General features: G+C 61.0%; 18 protein-coding genes. 3 read left to right on the top strand and 15 right to left on the bottom strand.

The window, feature by feature from the left end; translation table 11 throughout:
- Positions 1-3: 3 nt before the first annotated feature.
- The 4 genes from fabD to CER19_RS23555 all read right to left on the bottom strand — a co-directional run bounded on the left by fabD (position 4) and on the right by CER19_RS23555 (position 2,810).
- A complete protein-coding gene (fabD, locus tag CER19_RS23570; RefSeq protein ID WP_116668172.1) occupies positions 4-942 on the bottom strand; it encodes an ACP S-malonyltransferase in 939 nt (312 codons plus the stop codon).
- Positions 943-1,068: 126 nt separating this feature from the next.
- Positions 1,069-2,079: a phosphate acyltransferase PlsX gene (gene plsX, locus CER19_RS23565; RefSeq protein WP_116668171.1), complete on the bottom strand. Its 1,011-nt coding sequence runs from the start codon at positions 2,077-2,079 to the stop codon at positions 1,069-1,071.
- A 4-nt stretch (positions 2,080-2,083) separates the two neighbouring features.
- Positions 2,084-2,266, bottom strand: coding sequence for a 50S ribosomal protein L32 (gene rpmF, locus CER19_RS23560; RefSeq protein WP_003179396.1), 183 nt, complete (start codon positions 2,264-2,266; stop codon positions 2,084-2,086).
- A gap of 13 nt (positions 2,267-2,279) precedes the next feature.
- The gene (locus CER19_RS23555) at positions 2,280-2,810 is read right to left on the bottom strand and encodes a YceD family protein (protein ID WP_003175611.1); all 531 of its coding nucleotides are present in this window, start codon (positions 2,808-2,810) and stop codon (positions 2,280-2,282) included.
- Positions 2,811-2,915: 105 nt separating this feature from the next.
- Here CER19_RS23555 and CER19_RS23550 point away from each other — a divergent pair, with 105 nt between their 5' ends.
- A complete protein-coding gene (locus CER19_RS23550; RefSeq protein WP_116668170.1) occupies positions 2,916-3,494 on the top strand; it encodes a nucleoside triphosphate pyrophosphatase in 579 nt (192 codons plus the stop codon).
- 133 nt (positions 3,495-3,627) lie between these two features.
- On the opposite strand, the gene CER19_RS23545 is transcribed toward CER19_RS23550, so the two are convergent.
- The 3 genes from CER19_RS23545 to rluC are packed head-to-tail and all read right to left on the bottom strand — an operon-like array spanning position 3,628 to position 6,241.
- Positions 3,628-4,611 carry a S49 family peptidase gene (locus tag CER19_RS23545; RefSeq protein ID WP_116668169.1) on the bottom strand — a complete coding sequence of 328 codons (984 nt, stop codon included), beginning with the start codon at positions 4,609-4,611 and terminating at the stop codon, positions 3,628-3,630.
- A gap of 21 nt (positions 4,612-4,632) precedes the next feature.
- On the bottom strand, positions 4,633-5,295 hold the full coding sequence (locus CER19_RS23540) for an HAD-IA family hydrolase (protein ID WP_116668168.1): 663 nt from the start codon (positions 5,293-5,295) through the stop codon (positions 4,633-4,635).
- Positions 5,282-6,241, bottom strand: a complete 960-nt coding sequence (gene rluC, locus CER19_RS23535) for a 23S rRNA pseudouridine(955/2504/2580) synthase RluC (protein WP_014719568.1) — start codon at positions 6,239-6,241, stop codon at positions 5,282-5,284. The genes CER19_RS23540 and rluC overlap by 14 nt, the downstream gene beginning before the upstream one ends.
- Before the next feature lie 766 nt (positions 6,242-7,007).
- Here rluC and rne point away from each other — a divergent pair.
- Complete coding sequence (gene rne, locus CER19_RS23525) at positions 7,008-10,160, top strand: ribonuclease E (protein ID WP_178088121.1); 3,153 nt, start codon at positions 7,008-7,010, stop codon at positions 10,158-10,160.
- A 212-nt stretch (positions 10,161-10,372) separates the two neighbouring features.
- Here the strand turns inward: rne and CER19_RS23520 are convergent, their stop codons facing one another.
- From CER19_RS23520 to CER19_RS23510, 3 genes are all read right to left on the bottom strand, one after another.
- Positions 10,373-10,960: an NTP transferase domain-containing protein gene (locus CER19_RS23520; RefSeq protein ID WP_116668166.1), complete on the bottom strand. Its 588-nt coding sequence runs from the start codon at positions 10,958-10,960 to the stop codon at positions 10,373-10,375.
- Positions 10,957-11,943: an XdhC family protein gene (locus CER19_RS23515; RefSeq protein WP_116668165.1), complete on the bottom strand. Its 987-nt coding sequence runs from the start codon at positions 11,941-11,943 to the stop codon at positions 10,957-10,959. Before CER19_RS23515 ends, CER19_RS23520 begins: the two co-directional genes overlap by 4 nt.
- Positions 11,944-12,076: 133 nt before the next feature.
- Complete coding sequence (locus tag CER19_RS23510) at positions 12,077-13,408, bottom strand: dicarboxylate/amino acid:cation symporter (protein WP_003189258.1); 1,332 nt, start codon at positions 13,406-13,408, stop codon at positions 12,077-12,079.
- 338 nt (positions 13,409-13,746) lie between these two features.
- Here CER19_RS23510 and CER19_RS23505 point away from each other — a divergent pair, with 338 nt between their 5' ends.
- On the top strand, positions 13,747-14,745 hold the full coding sequence (locus CER19_RS23505) for an AraC family transcriptional regulator (RefSeq protein WP_116668164.1): 999 nt from the start codon (positions 13,747-13,749) through the stop codon (positions 14,743-14,745).
- 66 nt (positions 14,746-14,811) lie between these two features.
- Here CER19_RS23505 and pcaC read toward each other — a convergent pair whose 3' ends face one another.
- The 5 genes from pcaC to pcaG form a co-directional block, all read right to left on the bottom strand.
- Positions 14,812-15,210 carry a 4-carboxymuconolactone decarboxylase gene (gene pcaC / locus CER19_RS23500; RefSeq protein ID WP_116668163.1) on the bottom strand — a complete coding sequence of 133 codons (399 nt, stop codon included), beginning with the start codon at positions 15,208-15,210 and terminating at the stop codon, positions 14,812-14,814.
- 10 nt (positions 15,211-15,220) lie between these two features.
- Positions 15,221-16,012 (bottom strand): 3-oxoadipate enol-lactonase, encoded by a 792-nt coding sequence (pcaD, locus tag CER19_RS23495; RefSeq protein WP_116668162.1) that lies wholly within the window; start codon positions 16,010-16,012, stop codon positions 15,221-15,223.
- 10 nt (positions 16,013-16,022) lie between these two features.
- A complete protein-coding gene (locus CER19_RS23490; RefSeq protein WP_116668161.1) occupies positions 16,023-17,387 on the bottom strand; it encodes a 3-carboxy-cis,cis-muconate cycloisomerase in 1,365 nt (454 codons plus the stop codon).
- Positions 17,388-17,397: 10 nt separating this feature from the next.
- Positions 17,398-18,693: an MFS family transporter gene (locus tag CER19_RS23485; RefSeq protein ID WP_032893116.1), complete on the bottom strand. Its 1,296-nt coding sequence runs from the start codon at positions 18,691-18,693 to the stop codon at positions 17,398-17,400.
- Positions 18,694-18,901: 208 nt separating this feature from the next.
- Positions 18,902-19,468 (bottom strand): protocatechuate 3,4-dioxygenase subunit alpha, encoded by a 567-nt coding sequence (pcaG, locus tag CER19_RS23480; RefSeq protein WP_116668160.1) that lies wholly within the window; start codon positions 19,466-19,468, stop codon positions 18,902-18,904.

The raw sequence follows: 19,468 nt of genomic DNA, 5'->3' as shown, positions 1-19,468 counted from the left end.
GATTCAGGCCAGTGCCGCGCGAGCGGCAGCGAAGGCTTCTGGGGTATTGAGGTTGGCGGTCGACACACCGTCGGCGCAGCGCTTGTTCAAGCCGGCCAGGACTTTGCCCGGGCCGCACTCGACCAGTTCGGTGGCACCGTTGGCGGCCAGGGTCTGGACCGATTCAACCCAGCGCACTGGATTGTACAGTTGCTCCAGCAGGTCGCGCTTGAGGGTGTCGAGGCCGGCGGCCACGGCCGCGCTGACGTTCTGCACCAGCGGGATCTGCGGCGCCTGCCAGTTGATGGCAGCGATAGACTCGGCAAAACGCTCTGCCGCCGGGCGCATCAGCTCACAGTGGGACGGTACGCTCACCGGCAATGGCAGGGCACGCTTGGCGCCACGGGCCTTGCAACCCTCGATGGCACGCTCGACAGCTGCCTTGGCGCCGGCGATCACCACCTGGCCTGGGGAGTTGAAGTTCACCGCGCTGACCACTTCGCCTTGCGCCGCTTCGGCGCAGGCCTCGATCACCACCGCGTCGTCCAGGCCCAGGATAGCGGCCATGCCGCCCTGCCCGGCCGGAACGGCTTCTTGCATGAGTTGACCACGACGCTCGACCAGCTTGACCGCTTCAGCCAAGGTCAGGCTGCCCGCGGCCACCAGGGCGCTGTATTCGCCCAGGCTGTGACCCGCGACGAATGCAGGGCGCGCGCCGCCTTCTGCCAGCCACAAGCGCCACAGGGCGATCGAGGCGGTCAGGATGGCCGGCTGGGTCTTATCGGTTTGGTTGAGCAGCGCTTCCGGCCCTTGCTGGGTCAGTGCCCACAGGTCGTAACCCAGGGCGTCAGAAGCTTCCTTGAAGGTGTCCAGGATCAGCGGAAATTGCGCGCCCAGCTCAGCCAACATGCCGAGGGACTGCGAACCCTGCCCTGGAAAGACGAATGCGAGGGATGTAGACATGTAACAAGCCCCTAATGATCTGGTCGTCAAAAATGCTCGCGCCTACGGTGGGAGCGAACGAAACTGACAGATTGGATGGTCAATTGAACTGGCCGGTCACATTTAAGCACTCCCGGGCCAATTCGCCTAAGGCAACAGGTCCTCAAGACGGCCATGCAAGCGTTGCGGCAGGTTCTCTTGAATCTCGATCAAGGCCCGTGCAATTGCACTTTGAAAGCCCAGCACACCGGCCGAGCCATGGCTTTTTACCACAATGCCCTGCAAGCCAAGAAAGCTTGCACCGTTGTGCCGTGCTGGCGCCAGGTCGGCCTGCAAGCGTCGCATCAGGGGCAGCGCCAAGGCACCCACCATACGTGACGCCAGGTTGCGCTTGAACAAAGCTTCGATACGCGTGGCGATCATGGTCGCCAGGCCCTCGCTGGACTTGAGCAGAATATTGCCGACAAATCCATCACACACCACCACATCAGCTTCGCCACGGTACAAACCGTCACCCTCGACAAAGCCAATGTAGTTCAAGCCCCGCGCGCTTTGTAGCAAGGTAGCGGCAAGCTTGACCTGCTGGTTACCCTTGATGTCCTCGGTGCCGATATTCAACAGGGCAACCCGGGGTCGGGCCACGCCCAGCGCTTCGGCGGCCACCGACCCCATTACGGCGAACTGCAACAGGTGCTCGGCGCTGCAATCGACATTGGCGCCCAGGTCCAGCAACTGGCAATAGCCCTTCTGCGTCGGGATCGCCGCCACCATCGCCGGCCGATCAATACCCGGCAGGGTTTTGAGCACGTGCCGCGACAAGGCCATCAACGCGCCGGTATTACCGGCACTGACACAGGCTTGCACCTCGCCATCACGCAACAACTCAAGGGCCACCCGCATTGAAGAGTCGGGCTTGCCACGCAGGGCAACCGCCGGTTTTTCATCCATGCTAATGGTTTCGCTGGCTGGCGTAATCGTCAGGCGCGCGCGATCCACCGCCGGATGGCTGGCAATCAGTTCTTCAAGTAGGGAGGGTTGACCGACGAGGGTCAGGTGCAGCGAGGGCGTGGCAGACAGGCTGGCAATGCAGGCCTGAACAATGCTGCGGGGACCGAAGTCCCCGCCCATTGCGTCAATCGCGATGACTTGAGCAGACAAGTGATTACTCGTCAGCGCCCTTGTCGATCACTTTACGGCCACGGTATACGCCTTCTGGCGATACGTGGTGACGCAGGTGAACTTCACCAGTGGTCTTTTCCACGGACAGGGTGCTAGCCTCGAGAGCGTCGTGCGAACGGCGCATGTCACGGGCGGAGCGGGATTTTTTGTTCTGCTGAACAGCCATAATTGATTAACTCCTAAACGTTTGGGTCACGCTTTAACTGCGCCAATACACTGAACGGGTTGGACCGCGTTACCTCGTCCTCGCTCGGCTCGGCCTCGTCATCGAGACCCTCCGGCTGCTGGCATTCTTCCGGATGATGAGCAGGCACAATGGGCAAGGCGAGCAAAAGCTCCTCCTCGATCAGTGCATGCAGATCCAATGGATCTTCGCCCAGTTCCAGCACGTCATAACCTTTCGGCAACGACTGGGTATTCGCACCCTCTTTCACCACAGCATAACTGCATTCGCTGTGGATCGGCAGGGTGACCAGCTCAAGACAACGCTGGCAAACCATTTTGACTTCGGTGTCGATAACGCTGTGGATTACCACAGATTTACGTTCATCTCGTTCAAAAACGAATTTCGCCTGCACCGTACCGACAGTGTCGGAAAGCGGGTCGCAGAGTCTCTCCAAATCGGCCAGCAGCACTTCACCTTGAAGGGTGGTGCCACGATCAGCCAATTTGCGCGGGTCAACGTGAGGTGGAATCGGGTCATTCAACATAGGCGCAGCATTATAGGGATGCACCCGGCCATGTCAAAGGAAATTCAGCCCTGTGCGTCAGCCGGTCACATCGCTAGAATCGGCGACTGCCTTGAGGAGACGTATATGCTGCCTTTATTACTCGCGTCCAGCTCGGTTTATCGCCGGGAATTACTGAGCCGCCTGCACCTGCCGTTCACCTGCAGCTCGCCGGATATCGACGAAAGCCACCGCCCGGATGAATCCGCTATCGAACTGGTCAAGCGCCTGGCCGAACAAAAGGCCCGCGCCCTCGCCGCCAGCCATCCTGGTCATTTGATTATTGGTTCCGATCAGGTCGCTGCGCTGGAAGGCAGGATTATCGGCAAACCCCATACGTTCGAAAACGCCCGCGAGCAATTACTGGCAGCCAGCGGCAAGCGTGTGAGTTTTCTTACCGGCCTGGCGCTGCTCAACAGCGAGACGGGGCGCTGCCAGGTGGACTGCGTGCCGTTTACCGTACACATGCGCGAACTGGATGCAGAGCGTATAGAGCGCTATCTGCGGATCGAGCAGCCTTATGACTGTGCGGGCAGCTTCAAAGCAGAAGGGCTCGGCGTGAGCTTGTTCCGGAGCACCGAGGGACCGGATGCGACCAGCCTGGTTGGGCTGCCACTGATTCGACTGGTGGACATGCTGCTGACCGAAGGCGTGAAAACCCCTTAAGAACACTGCAAAACCAAATGTGGGAGCGGGCTTGCTCGCGAAAGCGGAGTGTCAGCCAATACAAGTGCGACTGATCCACTGCCTTCGCGAGCAAGCCCGCTCCCACATTTTGAGCTATGTCAGCCTTCAGATTTCAGCGCAGGGACGGCCCCTGGAAGCCCATGTACAGCGCCAATTTCTCCGCAACACTGGCACCGAGCTTCTTGGAGAAGCGATCAAACGGCGACTCCTCGACCGTAAAATCCACCAACTCCTTCTCGCCAATCACATCCCGCGCCACCGAGCTGGCACTGCCCAAGCCGTCAATCAAGCCCAGCGGCAACGCCTGCTCGCCCGACCACACCAACCCGGAGAACAGCTCCGGATGCTCCTTATCCTTCAACCGGTCACCACGGCCCTGCTTGACGCTGGCAATGAACTGACGATGGGTAGTGTCGAGCACGCCCTGCCAGAACGCGGTTTCATCCGCCTTCTGCGGCTGGAAAGGATCGAGGAACGACTTATGCTCACCCGAGGTGTAGGTGCGACGCTCCACCCCCAGCTTCTCCATGGCACCCACAAAACCGTAACCGGCCGCTGTGACACCAATAGAGCCCACCAGGCTGGCCTTGTCGGCATAGATCTGGTCTGCGGCGCTGGCAATGTAATAGGCGCCCGAGGCACCCAGGTCGGAGATCACGGCATAGAGCTTGGTATCCGGATGCAAGGCGCGCAGACGACGAATTTCGTCATACACATAACCCGACTGCACCGGGCTACCGCCTGGGCTGTTGATGCGCAGGACCACGGCTTTGACCTTGGGGTCCTCAAACGCCGCGCGCAGGCTGGTGACGATATTGTCGGCACTGGCGGGCTCCTTGTCGGCAATCACGCCGCGCACCTCGATCAAGGCGGTGTAATGACTACCACGGGTAGCGCTCTTTTCCATGTCCATCAGCGGACTGAACAGCGCCAGCACCCCAAGCAGGTATACAAAGGTCAGCAGCTTGAAGAAAATCCCCCAGCGCCGCGAACGCCGCTGCTCCTGGACGCTGGCCAGGAGGGTCTTCTCCAGCAGCTTCCAGCTTTTATCATCACTGCTCTCAGCCTTTTCAGGCGCCTTCCACTCGTCACTCATGCCATTAACCCCAGCAAAGACTTATAGGGCCCGGCTGAGCCAGGCCTGCAGTTCGGAAAAATGATCAATCGTCAGCCTCGGCTCGTATTGCTGCAACGCCTCGGCAGACTGGGCGCCGTAGCTGACGGCGACGCTGTCCATGCCCGCATTGCGCGCCATCATCAGGTCGAAAGACGCATCGCCTACCATCAATGCCTCGCGTGGCGTAACGCCACAGTGCGCAAGGATCTGCTCCAGCATCAAGGGATGAGGCTTGCTGGCGGTTTCATCCGCAGCGCGGGTGATATCAAAGTAATCTTCCCAGCCGTGAGCCTTGAGCACACGGTCCAGGCCGCGACGAGCCTTGCCGGTAGCGACCGCCAGGTGATAACCCTCGGCACGAAACGCTTCCAGCGATTGCACCACGCCTTCAAACAGCGGCGAAGGGGTAGCTTCCAGCGCAATGTAGTGGTCGGCGTAGTGCTCCCGAAACGCCACCAGCTCAGCGTCGCTGATGTCGGGGTACAGGGTGCGAATGGCTTCAGGCAAACCCAGGCCGATAATGCCCTTGACCGCCAGGTCCGTGCACAACTCAAAGCCCGAGCGGGTCGACGCCATGTGCATGGACTCGACGATGCGACCAATGGAATTGGCCAGCGTCCCGTCCCAATCGAAGATCAGCAGCTTGTAGTCAAGGTGCGACACTCAAACGCTCCACGGTCTTGGCCCACATTTCATCGACCGGCGCCTGCAATTTCAGCTCGCCGCCATCGGGTAGCGGCACGGTGAGCATGTAGGCGTGCAGGAACAGGCGCTTGCCGCCCAGGTCGCGAATTTCCTTGGAGAAATCCTCGTCGCCGTACTTGGTGTCACCCGCGATGCAGTGGCCCGCATGCAGGGTGTGTACACGAATCTGGTGGGTACGGCCGGTGACCGGCTTGGCCTCCACCATCGTGGCGAAGTCCCCGAAGCGCCGCAGCACCTTGAACAGAGTCAGGGCCTCTTTGCCCTCCTCGTCCACTTCGACCATGCGCTCGCCGGAGCGCAGGTTGCTCTTTTGCAACGGCGCACGCACGCTCTTGATCGAGCTGGCCCAGTTGCCGCGCACCAGCGCCATGTAGCGCTTGTCCACGCCATCACCACGCAGGGCTGTGTGCAAGTGGCGCAACATGCTGCGCTTCTTGGCGATCATTAACAGGCCGGAGGTGTCACGATCCAGGCGGTGCACCAGTTCCAACTCCTTGCAATCCGGGCGCAACTGACGAAAGGCTTCGATCACGCCGAAGTTCAAGCCACTGCCACCATGAACCGCAATGCCACAAGGCTTGTTGATCACGATCAGCTTGTTGTCTTCGAACACGATCGACGCCTCCAGGCGCTGCAACAACCCCTGGGCCAGCGGTACCGGTTCGTCGCGCTCAGGCACGCGCACAGGCGGCACACGGACGATATCGCCCGCCTGCAGCTTGTACTCAGGCTTGATGCGCCCTTTGTTCACGCGCACTTCGCCTTTACGCAAAATGCGGTAAATCAAGGTCTTGGGCACGCCTTTGAGCCTGGCCAGGAGAAAATTGTCGATGCGTTGGCCGGCATATTCCGGCGAGACCTCAAGCAGCTGGACGCTGGGGGTCGGGGGGGTGGTAGTCGTCATGGCGGCGATGATAACAATTTTTTATGGAATTGAAGCACTTAATCATTACTGCTATAGTCGCGAACGCCGCCAAAAGCGGCCTGGACAGAGGACATGCGGCAAACTGCCGGCCCTGACCATCGCAATTCATCAGGACGCGAGGCCGTCCTACGGGGCTTTCGCCACCCAGGAAGGCTCAAGATTGTAACAAGCGCAGGTGACATGAGGCCTGAAGCGAGTGCAGAAAGCAGAGTGAATACTCGCCTTTTGCGCCGATATTTACGGCCAGTTCACAAAGTGCAGTCAGTTTTGAGCCAGACCATGGCGAATGCTTCGGAAACAACGCCTGTTAAGAGCTGAGTGAGAGCGCAACCGCCCACACCTAGTCTTGTTTAGCCATGAGCGTGGACTCCCCATTGGAGAACACGGTAAATGCCAACCCGCTGCGGATTCTGCGCGCGGCAGCACCCGAATTATCAGGGATACGTGTAGGGTGGAGATGCACAACCGTCGGACTGTGTAGCACTAGGCTTGTTTTAGACGCTTCATCTCGTCCACAGTCGCCGGTTGATTCCTCCTCCTGACCTTAGCTTTTGTTGAAGTGGTGCCTTTGTCACCACCGCTAACGAGCAGGACGCGTCCGTCGCGATACCGGCCCAATTGGCCGATTTTGCTGGACACTGGAGTGGCCAACCACTCTTGACGCACCTGACACCGACCGTGAGAAGTCGTGTGTGCCGAACGCCGTTTCCGGCAGCCCGGAAACCGACGGTACAACATGAAAAGAATGCTGATTAACGCAACTCAACCCGAAGAGTTGCGTGTTGCACTGGTAGATGGCCAACGCCTCTACGACCTGGACATCGAATCTGGTGCACGCGAGCAGAAAAAGGCCAACATCTATAAAGGCCGTATCACTCGCATCGAACCAAGCCTTGAGGCTGCCTTTGTCGATTTCGGCTCCGAGCGCCACGGCTTCCTGCCCCTTAAAGAAATCTCCCGCGAATACTTCAAGAAAGCCCCTGAAGGTCGCGTGAACATCAAGGACGTCCTGAGCGAAGGCCAGGAAGTCATCGTCCAGGTCGAAAAAGAAGAACGTGGCAACAAGGGCGCGGCCCTGACCACCTTCATCAGCCTCGCCGGTCGTTACCTCGTACTGATGCCGAACAACCCACGTGCCGGCGGTATTTCCCGTCGCATCGAAGGCGAAGAACGCAACGAACTGCGTGAAGCGCTGAACGGCCTGATTGCACCGGCCGACATGGGCCTGATCGTGCGCACTGCCGGCCTTGGCCGCAGCAGCGAAGAAATGCAGTGGGACCTCGACTACCTGCTGCAACTGTGGACCGCTATCAAAGAAGCGTCCCTGGATCGTTCCGCGCCGTTCCTGATCTACCAGGAAAGCAACGTGATTATCCGCGCCATCCGCGACTACCTGCGCCAGGACATCGGCGAAGTGCTGATCGACAGCGTTGAGGCCCAGGACGAAGCCCTGACCTTCATCCGCCAGGTGATGCCGCAGTACGCCAGCAAGATCAAGCTGTACGAAGACAGCGTGCCACTGTTCAACCGTTTCCAGATCGAAAGCCAGATCGAGACCGCCTTCCAGCGCGTAGTCGAACTGCCTTCCGGCGGCTCCATCGTGATCGACCCGACCGAAGCCCTGGTGTCCATCGACATCAACTCGGCACGTGCGACCAAAGGCAGCGACATCGAAGAAACTGCCCTGCAGACCAACCTGGAAGCGGCTGAAGAAATCGCCCGCCAGCTACGCCTGCGTGACATCGGCGGCCTGATCGTGATCGACTTCATCGACATGACCCCTGCCAAGAACCAGCGCGCCGTGGAAGAGAAAGTCCGCGAATGCCTGGAAGCTGACCGCGCTCGCGTGCAAGTCGGCCGCATCTCGCGCTTCGGCCTGCTGGAAATGTCCCGTCAGCGCCTGCGTCCATCCCTGGGCGAGAGCAGCGGCATCGTCTGCCCGCGTTGCAACGGCACCGGCATCATCCGTGACGTTGAATCGCTGTCCCTGGCGATCCTGCGCCTGATCGAAGAAGAAGCCCTGAAAGACCGCACCGCCGAAGTACGCGCACAAGTGCCGATTCCGGTTGCCGCCTTCCTGCTCAACGAAAAACGCAACTCGATCACCAAGATCGAACTGCGCACCCGTGCCCGTATCGTCATCCTGCCGAACGATCACCTCGAAACGCCGCACTTCGAAGTTCAGCGCCTGCGTGATGACAGCCCGGAAGCCCACAGCGGCCAGTCCAGCTATGAAATCGCCGCAGCTGCTGCCGAAGTCGAAGAAGTCCAGCCAGCCGCTGCGACCCGCACCCTGGTTCGCCAGGAAGCGGCCGTCAAGACTGCGCCGGCCCGCGCCAACGCACCGGTACCGACCGAAGCCGCCGCCCCGGTTGCCGCGCCAGCCGCCCTGCCTGAGCCAAGCCTGTTCAAGGGCCTGGTGAAGTCGCTGGTCAGCCTGTTCGCCACCAAGGAAGAGCCTGCTGCCCCGGTTGTGGTTGAAAAACCTGCCGCCGAGCGCCCGGCGCGCAACGAAGAACGTCGCAACGGTCGCCAGCAGAGCCGTAACCGCAACGGCCGCCGTGACGAAGAGCGCAAGCCTCGCGAAGAACGTGCTCCGCGTGAAGAACGGGCACCACGTGAAGAGCGTGCGCCTCGCGAAGCCCGTGAAGACACCCCGACCGTAGCTCGTGAAGAACGTGCACCGCGTGAAGAACGCGCACCACGTACCCCACGCGCTCCACGTGAAGATCGTAAGCCGCGTGGCGAGCGTGAAGAACGCGTGCGTGAACTGCGCGAACCTCTGGACGCGGCACCTGCCGCTGCCGCTGCCGCTGCCGCAGCCGTTACCACCGAAGAACGCCCGGCCCGCCAGCCGCGTGAAGAGCGCGCACCACGCGAAGAGCGCCAACCGCGCCCGCCACGTGAAGAGCGTCAACCACGCGCCGAGCAAGCCGCTGCCGCCAGCGAAGAAGAAGTACTGACCGGCGAAGAGCAACTGCAGGAAGACGGCCAGGACAACGCCGAAGGCGATCGTCCACGCCGCCGCTCCCGTGGTCAGCGTCGTCGCAGCAACCGTCGTGAGCGTCAGCGTGATGCCAACGGCAACGTAATCGAAGGTTCGGAAGAAACCGGCGAAAACGCAGAAGCTGCCCACAACGAACCAACAGGCGCCGAACTGGCTGCCGGTTTGGCCGTTACCGCTGCCGTTGCCAGCTCAGTCATCAGCGCACCTGCTGAAGCTCAGGCTCACGAGCAAGCCGAACGCGCTACCGCCGCTGTCGAAGACACCGTTGCAGTAGAAGCGCCAGTGGCCGAGACCCCAGCGGTTGAAGCGCCGGCTGTTGAAGCGCCAATCGTTGAAGCCACGACCCCTGTCGAAGCCCCAGTGGTTGCGGAAGTGGAAGTTGCACCGGTTCGCGATGCACAGCCGGAAACCGACGTGGTTGCCGTTGAACCAGCTCCATTGGCTGAGCCTCAGCCAGTAGTCGAAGCGGCTGTAGAAGCTCCGGTGGTCGAAGAAGCTGCCCCGGCTGTGCGTGAAGTTCGCGAAGAACAGACCGCCTTCCAGTGGACTGCCGAACCTGCCGCACCGGTTGAAGCGCCAGCACCTGCCCCTGTGGCAGAAGAAGCACCGGCACCGGTTGCCGAAGTCGTCGCCGAGCCAGCCCCAGTGGTTGAGCCGACGCCGGTTGTGGAGCCTGCGCCCGTGGTTGAAGTTGAAGCCCCGGTGGTTGCCGAAGTGGCCGCCCCTGTGGTTGAAGCTGCACCTGCAAGCGCCCTCACCGAAAACGGCCGTGCGCCGAATGACCCACGTGAAGTGCGTCGTCGCCGCAAGGAAGCCGAAGCAGCTGCCGCAGCGGCTGCCCAGGCGGTAGAGCACAAGGCCGTGGAAGAAGAGCCTAAACCCCTCGTCTGATTCCATCCGCCACTAGAAAGCCCCGCCTGAGCAATCAGGCGGGGCTTTTTTTTGCAAAAGATTCGAACACACGGCTGTTCAAGTGCGGGAGGGGCTTGCCCTAATGCCTGTAGGAGCGAGCTTGCTCGCGAAAAACTCACAGGCCCGGCGTTCATTCAGGAAGCACGCTTTATCATTGACGTTTCTCGCGAGCAAGCTCGCTCCTACAGGTATTAGCGCTCGACGCTGAAACTCAACCGTTGCGGCACGTCCACATCCCATAACACCCCAGGATCATCCACCTGTACGCCCCGCACCTGTGCTTGTGCAAACAAAGGCTTCGCGCCACGGTCCCCGGTCAACGCCATCAATGCAGGCCCGAATACACGACCAAAAGCCACCGGATGCCCATACTGCCCGGCATGCACAGGTACTGTAATGTTTTCCGGATCGGCCAGCACACGCTCGATCGTCGCGGATCGAATAAACGGCATATCACCCAGCACCACTAGCCAGCCATCCGCCGAGGCGCTGGCCGCAACGGCAGCGGCAATGCTGTCGCCCATACCGGCCGATTCCAACAGCAGGACCTTGCAACCGTGCGCGTCAGCTAAACGAATCACCTCAAGGCGCTCCGGTGAGGTCACCACCCAGCGTTCAACAAGCGTCGCGGGCAGGTTAACCAGCACCTGCTCGATGACCGGCCGAATAACGCCATCCAGCCCCACGCAAGCAGCCAGTAACTTGTCTTGATCCGCCCCGGCTTCGGCGCGAAAGCGACTGCCCTGCCCCGCTGCCAGCACAATCGCTGTAACGGTCACTGCGCCGCTACCGCCAGGGGCTTTTTCTGCATCGGTGCCACGCCGTTCTTGATCGCGACAATTTCCGCCATCAACGACAGGGCAATCTCCGCCGGTGTATGGCTGCCGATATGCAAACCAATCGGCCCGTGCAAGCGCGCAATCGCATCCGCCGACAAGCCCAGCGCCGCCAGGTTCTCCCGACGCTTTTGGGTATTGACCCGCGAACCCAGGGCGCCGATATAGAACGCCGTGGAGTTCAGCGCCGTCAGCAACGCCATGTCATCCAGACGTGGATCGTGGGTCAGGCAGACAATAGCCGTGCGCTCATCGGTGTGAATATTCAACACCGCCTCGTCGGGCATGCCCGGCACAAAGCGGCCATGCTGATCTTCCCAACCGTAGACGAACTCTTCGCGGGGGTCGCAGATCAGCACTTCGAAATCCAGCAGGCGCGCCATTTCCGCTACGTAACGCGACAGCTGCCCGGCACCGATCAACAGCAGGCGCCAGCGCGGACCGTAGATGGCGCGCAAGTGTTCGCCGTCGAAACTCACCACGTCGGTCTTGCTGGCGGCGTTCAAGGTCACTTCGCCGGTGGCCAGGTTCAGCTCGCGAGCGACAATCTGATGATCTTCACAACGCGCCAGCAGCGCTTCGACCCACCCCCACTCTTCCACGCGCTCCTCGGTGAGCCGCAGGGTGCCGCCGCAGGGCAGGCCAAAACGTGCCGCCTCATCGCGTGTGACGCCGTAGGTCACCAACTGCACGGGCGGGCCGTCAGCAGGCAAGCGGCCGTCTTGCAGGCGCGCGATCAAGTCATCCTCGATGCAACCGCCCGACACCGAGCCAATCACCACGCCATCACCGCGCAGGGCCAACATTGCGCCCGGCGGGCGCGGCGCACTGCCCCAGGTTTGCACCACGCTGTACAACATCACGCGCTGCCCGGCGCGGCGCCATTGCAGCACGCTGCGCAGGACGTTCAGATCCACACTGTCCATCAGGCCTCCGGTAAGTACTGTCGCGTTCACTGTAAACCAAAAATATCCGTTGTATCCCGCCAGAAACGCAAACGCCCCGAACCAGTCGGGGCGTTTACGGATAGCGTTGGCGTCAGTTCACGCCAGCAGCCACTTACTTGACGACAGGCGCCGGGCCTTCAGCCACGCCCAGGTCATCGAGCTCGCGGGTTTCGGAGATACCGGTACCGCCAGACGCCAGCTCGCTTTGCAGCTTGTCGGTGTCCAGCTCCTTGACCCACTTGGCCACAACGATGGTGGCAACTGCGTTACCCACCAGGTTGGTCAGGGCACGGGCTTCGGACATGAAGCGGTCGATACCCAGGATCAGCGCCAGGCCGGCAACCGGCAGGTGGCCAACGGCCGACAAGGTGGCGGCCAGTACGATGAAGCCCGAACCGGTCACGCCAGCCGCGCCTTTGGACGACAGCAGCAACACCAGCAGCAGGGTGATCTGGTGAGTGATGTCCATGTGGGTGTCGGTCGCCTGGGCGATGAACACGGCCGCCATGGTCAGGTAGATCGACGTACCGTCGAGGTTGAAGGAGTAACCGGTTGGAATCACCAGGCCGACCACGGACTTCTTCGCGCCCAGGCGTTCCATCTTGATCAGCATACGTGGCAGTGCGGATTCCGAAGACGAGGTGCCCAGTACGATCAGCAGTTCTTCACGGATGTAGCGGATCAGCTTCAACACACTGAAACCGTGAGCGCGGCAGATAGCGCCCAGCACCAGCACCACGAACAGGATGCAGGTGATGTAGAAGCAGATCATCAACTGGCCCAACTGCACCAGGGAACCTACACCGTAGGCGCCGATGGTGAACGCCATGGCGCCCAGAGCACCGATTGGCGCGAGCTTCATGATCATGTTGATGATGTTGAACATCACGTGGGCGAAGCGATCGATGAAGTCCAGCACCGGCTTGCCGTAGGCACCCAGGCGGTGCAGGGCGAAACCGAAGATCACCGAGAACATCAGTACTTGCAGGATGTCGCCGTTGGCGAAGGCGCCGACGATGGTGTTAGGGATGACGTTGAGGATAAAGCCGACGATGCTCTGGTCTTTACCGGCGGTGACGTAGGCCGCCACTTTGGAAGCATCCAGGGTTGCAACATCGATATGCATGCCGGCACCCGGCTGCACCACGTTAACCACGACCAAGCCAATCAGCAGGGCGATGGTGGAAACGATTTCGAAGTACAGCAGCGCGTAGCCGCCGGTCTTGCCTACCGATTTCATGCTTTGCATGCCAGCGATACCGCTGACCACGGTGCAGAAGATGATCGGGGCGATGACCATTTTGATCAGCTTGATAAAGCCGTCACCCAGTGGCTTGAGGGCCACGCCGGTCTGCGGGTAGAAGTGGCCGAGCAAGATACCGATAACGATTGCGACGATCACCTGGAAATACAGGGATTTGTAGATTGGCTGACGAGTCGTCATTGCAAAGTTCCTCAATCGTCCCGTGTGGCAAATATCCGCCATTGCCCACGGCACTTGAATTGCGAACCCTCCTGCACTGGAGGGATTTGTTGTTTGCGAAGCCTGTAGGAATAAGCCTGCGCTGTAATCCTTATCGCAAACAGCGTGCCACTTCGCTTAAACGCGCTGAAGGCCTTTAGACATCAGGGCTTGGGGTTTACGGGCGACTCTGAGGCGTGCAACAAGGTGGCGGATTTCCGCCCACTCATCCTGTCTCGTCCTACATTTTGGCGGATATCCGCCTTGTCGCCCCGCCGGGTGATGGCTCCCATCCGCCACTCCATGGACGAGGCCCTTGCATGCGTGAACGTACCATCGCCAGCCATTACGCTCGAGCGGCCCTCGGCGGTGCGCGCCGGGTCGGTTTTGACTACTCGGGGGTGTTGCAGCGCGCGGGCATTACCCCGGAACTGCTGACCGAGCCCCGCGCCCGCATCGCTCCAGAGCAATTTACCCGGTTATTGCAAATGCTCTGGCTGGGGCTGGATGACGAATACCTGGGGTTTGCCGAAGGGCCGAGCAAACGTGGCACCTTCGCCATGATGTGCCACGCGCTGATCCATTGCCGCACGCTGGAGAAGGCGCTGGAGCGCGGCTTATTGTTTTATAGCCTGTTCCCCCAAGGCCCACGCTGGCAGCTGACCAAAGAAGGCGACATGGCGCGCCTGAGCCTGGACGACTCGCAACTATGGGACCCGGACCACTTCCTCAGTGAATGCCTGCTGGTGATCTGGCATCGCCTGGGCAGTTGGTTGATCGGCCAGCGTATCCGGCTGCAGCAGGCCACCTTCAGCTACCCGATGCCGGCCCATGCCGGTGAATACGACCTGCTGTTCCCCTGCCCCCAGGTGTTCGGTGCGCCGACCAGCAGCCTGGTGTTTCCCAGCCGCTACTTGAGCCTGCCGCTGTTGCAGGACGAACGCACCCTCAAGCACTTCTTGCAGCGCTCCCCTGCCGACTTGTTGTCCCGGCCGGATGAAGGCGACAGCCTGAGCAGCCAGTTGCGCCGCTTGCTGAGCCGCGACCGCACGCCCTGGCCAGACCTGGAAGCCGTTGCCCAGCACCTGCACATCAGCCCACAGACCCTGCGCCGCCACCTGCGCGAAGAAGGCACGAGTTTTCAGGCATTGAAGGATGAGCTACGCCGGGATATCGCCATTTACCACTTGGGGCGGGCGGATTTGTCTTTGCAGGAGATCGCCGAGCAGTTGGGGTTTTCCGAACCGTCGGCGTTTCATCGGGCGTTCAAGAAGTGGACGGGGTTGACGCCGGGAGCCTACAGAGCGCAGGAGAGTTAGAGGTGTATTGGCTGGGAGGGCCTCATCGCAGGCAAGCCAGCTCCCACAGGTGATCGCCTTTCACATTCAGTCTTGTTGGCGGGACTCCACACCCAACTCATCCCACACTGACTCCGCCAGGTGAAACGTCGCATTCGCTGCCGGGATCCCGCAATAGATCGCACTTTGCATCAGCACTTCCTTGATCTCGGCGCGGGTCACGCCGTTGCTGGCGGCAGCACGCAGGTGCAGTTTCAGTTCTTCACTGCGGTTCATGCCGATCAGCATCGCGATGGTGATCAGGCTGCGGGTATGCCGAGGCAGGCCGGGGCGGGTCCCGATGTCACCCCAGGCGTGGCGGGTGATCATTTCCTGGAACTCGCTGTTGAACTCGGTGAGGGCATTGAGGCTACGGTCGACATGGGCATCGCCCAGTACTTCGCGGCGCACCTGCAGGCCCTCGGCGTAACGTTGCTTCTCGTCCACAAATCGCTCCTCAGCGGGCCAGCAAAAATTCAATCACCCGGTCGCTGAACGCAGCACCGGCCTGAACGTTGGACAGGTGCGCCGCATAGAACTCGGCATACTCGGCGCCCTGCACATGGCTCTGGATAAAGTGGCCGCCGGCTGGCGGCGTCACCGCGTCTTCGGTACCGGCAATCACCAAAGTCGGCACCTTGATCGAGGACAATTGTTCACGAAAATCCGCATCGCGCACGGCGCCGCAGTTGGCGGCATAACCCTCGGGCGACGTGGCCGCGAGCATATCGGTGATCTGCTTGGCCTGGTGCGGGTTGGCAGCGGCGAAATCTGCGGTGAACCAGCGCGCAATGGACGCATCGCGCAGCGCCACCATCGCGGCGGCGCCATCACGCAGGACCATTTCGATACGCGGGTTCCACACCTCGGGCGTGCCGATCTTGGCCGCGGTATTACACACCACCAGGCGTTGCAGGCGCTCGCCGGCATGAATGCCCAGCCATTGGCCGATCAAGCCGCCCATGGACAGCCCGCAAAAATGCGCCTTCTGGATATCCAGCGCATCCAGCAGTGCGATCACGTCTGCACCCAGTTGCTCGATGCTGTAAGGCCCCTCGGTCACCAGGGATTGACCGTGGCCACGGGTGTCGAATCGCAGCACACGAAAATGCTCGGTGAAGGCCGGGATCTGGATATCCCACATATGCAGGTCGGTACCCAGGGAATTGGACAGCACCAATACCGGTGCGTCGGCGGGCCCATCGAGTTGGTAATGCAGTTCGCCCTCGGCGAGTTGTACAAAAGCCACAGCGGTCTCCTCAGGCAGTCAAAGCGAAATGTTCGGTCACCGCACGCGTGACCCAGGTAGACGCCTGGCCCAGGTAGTGGGCCGGGTCGAGCAGGCGGTCCAGTTCAGCCGCCGACAGCTCGGCGGTGACGTGCGGCTCATCCGCCAGTACCGCGCGCAAATGGCGCTGCTCGGCGACCGCACGTTTGCAGCACTGCTCCAGCAGATGGTGCGCAGTGTCGCGGCCCAAGCGTTGGGCGAGCACGATACTCACCGCTTCGGCCAGCACCAGGCCCTGGGTCAGGTCGAGGTTCTGTGCCATGCGTTCGGCATTCACCTCCAGCCCTTCACTGACCAGAATCGCCTGGTGCAAGGCACCGGACACCAAGCGGCAAATCTGCGGCAAGGTTTCCCATTCGGCGTGCCACAAGCCCAGGCTGCGTTCGTGCTCTTGAGGCATAGCGCTGAACATCGTCGCCACCAGGCCCGGTACGCGGGTGGCCGCGCTGATCAGCACTGCGGCGCCCACCGGGTTACGCTTGTGCGGCATGGTGGACGAACCGCCCTTGCCCGGCGCCGAAGGCTCGAACACCTCCGCCGCTTCGGTCTGCATCAGCAGGCTGATATCGCGACCCAATTTGCCGAGGCTGCCGGCGATCAGGCCAAGCAGGCTGGCAAACTCCACCAGGCGGTCACGCTGGGTGTGCCAGGGTTGCTCCGGCAAGCCCAGTTCCAACTCGGCCGCCAAGGCCTCGGCCACAGGCATGGCGTGTTCGCCGAGGGCCGCCAAAGTGCCCGATGCGCCGCCAAATTGCAGCACCAACAAGCGAGGCTTCAATTCGGCCAGGCGCTGGCGACTGCGCGTCACCGCGCCCAGCCAACCGGCGATTTTCATCCCCAGGGTGACCGGCGTCGCGTGCTGCAACCAGGTGCGCCCGGCCAACGGCACGGTGGCGTAACGCTGAGCCTGGGCGGCCAACACCTCCCCCAGGCAAGCCAGGTCGGCCTCGATCAATTCCACCCCACGGCGCAGTTGCAGCACCAGGCCGGTGTCCATCACATCCTGACTGGTTGCGCCCAGGTGTACATAACGCTCGGCATCGGCGTCCTCACAGGCGATCAACTTGCCCAACGCCTTCACCAATGGAATCGCTGAGTTGCCCGCCGTGGCAATTGCGCTGCCAAGGGTATCCACGTCATACAGCGACGCCAGGCACGCCTGGGCAATCGGTGCGACGGCGGCCTGGGGAATCAACCCGACCCGGGCCTGCGCCCGGGCCAGTGCCGCTTCGAAATCCAGCATGCCCTGCAAGCGCCCCTGGTCACAGAACACCTCGGCCATGCTGTCAGCAGTGAAATAAGCGTCGAACAGTTGATTGCTCGTGCGCAACGTCATAACTCATCCCTTACAGATCGTGATGCAGGTACGCCGCCTGTTTCGGCAGGCGCAAGCTGAACAGGAAGGCCACCGCCATCATCGCGGTGACGTACCAATAAAAGGTGTTTTCCATGCCGATGGATTTGAGGCTCAGCGCAACCACTTCCGCCGAACCGCCAAACACCGCGTTAGCCACCGCATACGCCAGGCCCACGCCCAACGCACGCACCTGGGGCGGGAACATCTCCGCTTTGACCAGGCCGCTGATGGAGGTGTAGAAGCTGACAATCGCCAAGGCCAGGGTGATCAGCACAAACGCCAAAAACGGGCTGGTCACGGTTTTCAAGGTCAGCAGGATCGGCACGGTGAACAGCGTGCCAAGGCCAGCAAACCAGAGCATCGAATTACGCCGGCCAATCTTGTCGGCCAACATGCCGAACAACGGCTGCATGCACATGTACAGAAACAGCGCGCCGGTCATGATGTAGCTCGAGGTCTTGGCGTGCATGCCGACGGTGTTCACCAGGTACTTCTGCATGTAGGTGGTGAAGGTATAGAAAATCAGCGAGCCGCCGGCGGTGTAGCCCAGCACCGTAATGAACGCTTTGCCGTGGTCGCGAAACAGCGCGACGATACTGCCGGCGTCCTTGTCTTCGCGCATTTCCTTGCTGGTGGTTTCTTTCAGGGTGCGACGCAGCAGCAGGGAGATCACGGCGGCAATGGCGCCGATCACAAAGGGGATGCGCCAGCCCCAGGCGCGTAATTCTTCTTCGGTGAGAATCTGTTGCAGGATCACCACCACCAGCACCGCCAGCAACTGGCCGCCGATCAGGGTCACGTACTGGAACGAAGCAAAGAAGCCACGCTGGCCCTTGAGCGCGACTTCACTCATGTAGGTGGCCGTGGTGCCGTATTCGCCGCCCACCGACAAGCCTTGGAACAGCCGTGCCACCAACAGCAGCGCCGGCGCCCAGGCACCGATGTCGTTGTAAGTGGGCAGGAAGGCGATGACCAGGGAGCCGCCGCACATCATCAGCACCGAGATCATCATCGAGTTCTTGCGCCCGTGCTTGTCGGCCACCCGGCCAAACAACCAGCCACCGATCGGTCGCATCAGGAACCCGGCGGCAAACACACCGGCGGTGTTTAGCAACTGCACCGTGGGGTCGTCTGAGGGGAAAAACGCCGGAGCAAAATAAATCGCACAGAAGGCATAGACGTAGAAGTCGAACCATTCGACCAGGTTGCCGGAGGACGCACCGACAATCGCAAAGATCCTTTTGCTGCGTTCTTCTCCGGTGTAGTGGCTGGTTTTTGTTGTCATGTTTTTTTACTCAGTGGGAACGGTTATAGCCTAGACATACTTTGCAACAACCCTGTTCCGCAAGCAGACTTTTGGATAGGTGGAGCCTGAGCCTCATCCTTGTAGGAGCGAGCTTGCTCGCGAAAAACCTGAGAGCGCCGCGTTCATCCAAGCTGACCGCGTTATCGTTGGCGACTTTCGCGAGCAAGCTCGCTCCTACAGGGACCGGTCAATAGTCGAAGAACACCGTTTCCTTATCTGTCCCCTGCAAAATCACATTCCACTGATAAACCCCTGCCGCATCCGCCTGGGCAATCAAAGTGCTACGGCGTTCTGTCGGCACACACGCCAGCAACGGGTCATCGCCGTTCAAGGCCTCACCGTCAAAATAAATCCGCGTCAGCAAGTGCTTCACCAACCCACGGGCAAACACCAGCACCACCAAATGCGGCGCCTGGGTGGTGCCCTTGAGCCCCGGCACACTGCCCGGCTTGATGGTGGTAAAGCGAAAACGCCCTTCGGCATCCACCGGCACGCGGCCGAAGCCTTCGAAGTTCGGGTCGAGCGCTTTGTCCTGCTCGTCTTCGGGGTGAGCATATTTGCCGGCGGCATTGGCCTGCCAGACTTCCAGCATGGCGTCGTTGACGACATCACCGTTGCCGTCCACCACTTGCCCGCTGATTGCCACGCGTTCGCCGAGGGTGGCGGTGACGGTCAGGTCTTCACGGTTCAGCCAGGTCAGGCCAATGTGGTAATACGGCCCGACGGTGTGGGACGTGGTCGCGTTGAGTGTCAT

Source organism: Pseudomonas sp. GL93, from assembly GCF_003408955.1.
GTDB lineage: Bacteria > Pseudomonadota > Gammaproteobacteria > Pseudomonadales > Pseudomonadaceae > Aquipseudomonas > Aquipseudomonas paracarnis.
Note: the sequence above shows the minus strand (reverse complement) of the source record. Positions and strands in the feature narration are given on the sequence as shown.